Annotated in this window: 1 rRNA gene; it reads right to left on the bottom strand. The window is 47.9% G+C overall.

Annotation, left to right across the window (positions count from 1 at the left end):
• Positions 1-1,151: ribosomal RNA gene (locus QQJ93_RS15825) — 23S ribosomal RNA — on the bottom strand; the annotation flags it as partial.
• Positions 1,152-1,302 lie beyond the last annotated feature (151 nt).

Below are 1,302 nucleotides of genomic sequence, written 5' to 3'. Positions count from 1 at the left end.
TGCCGCAGCTTCGGTGTATAGCTTAGCCCCGTTACATCTTCCGCGCAGGCCGACTCGACCAGTGAGCTATTACGCTTTCTTTAAATGATGGCTGCTTCTAAGCCAACATCCTGGCTGTCTGAGCCTTCCCACATCGTTTCCCACTTAGCTATACTTTGGGACCTTAGCTGGCGGTCTGGGTTGTTTCCCTCTCCACGACGGACGTTAGCACCCGCCGTGTGTCTCCCGGATAGTACTTACTGGTATTCGGAGTTTGCAAAGGGTTGGTAAGTCGGGATGACCCCCTAGCCTTAACAGTGCTCTACCCCCAGTAGTATTCGTCCGAGGCGCTACCTAAATAGCTTTCGGGGAGAACCAGCTATCTCCAGGTTTGATTGGCCTTTCACCCCTAGCCACAAGTCATCCGCTAATTTTTCAACATTAGTCGGTTCGGTCCTCCAATTGATGTTACTCAATCTTCAACCTGCCCATGGCTAGATCACCTGGTTTCGGGTCTATACCTAGCAACTCGACGCCCAGTTAAGACTCGGTTTCCCTACGGCTCCCCTATACGGTTAACCTTGCTACTAAATATAAGTCGCTGACCCATTATACAAAAGGTACGCAGTCACACCACGAAGGTGCTCCTACTGCTTGTACGTACACGGTTTCAGGTTCTATTTCACTCCCCTCACAGGGGTTCTTTTCGCCTTTCCCTCACGGTACTGGTTCACTATCGGTCAGTCAGGAGTATTTAGCCTTGGAGGATGGTCCCCCCATATTCAGACAGGATATCACGTGTCCCGCCTTACTCGTTTTCACTTAGTATGATGTGTCGGTTACGGGGCTATCACCCTGTATCGCGGCACTTTCCAGAGCCTTCACCTGCATCATATAAAGCTTAAGGGCTAATCCAATTTCGCTCGCCGCTACTTTCGGAATCTCGGTTGATTTCTCTTCCTCCGGGTACTTAGATGTTTCAGTTCCCCGGGTTCGCCTTATTAACCTATGTATTCAGTTAATAATACGTGCTTATGCACGTGGGTTTCCCCATTCGGAAATCGTAGACTCAAGTGGCTTTTACTGCCTAATCTACGCTTATCGCAAGTTAATACGTCCTTCATCGCCTCTGACTGCCTAGGCATCCACCGTGTACGCTTATTCACTTAACCATACAACCCAAAAGGGTCTTAATGTATGTTCAACTAAATAAGGTTTTAGTTTTGTTCACAAGGAGGGTAATCCTTGATGAACGTTTGCCGGACTCAATAGAATCAATTGCAAGCAATTGATTTGAATACAAGACACTTGAATGTGTGTTGT

It is taken from the genome of Vibrio algivorus (assembly GCF_030161215.1).
Taxonomy (GTDB): domain Bacteria; phylum Pseudomonadota; class Gammaproteobacteria; order Enterobacterales; family Vibrionaceae; genus Vibrio; species Vibrio algivorus.
Note: the sequence above shows the minus strand (reverse complement) of the source record. Positions and strands in the feature narration are given on the sequence as shown.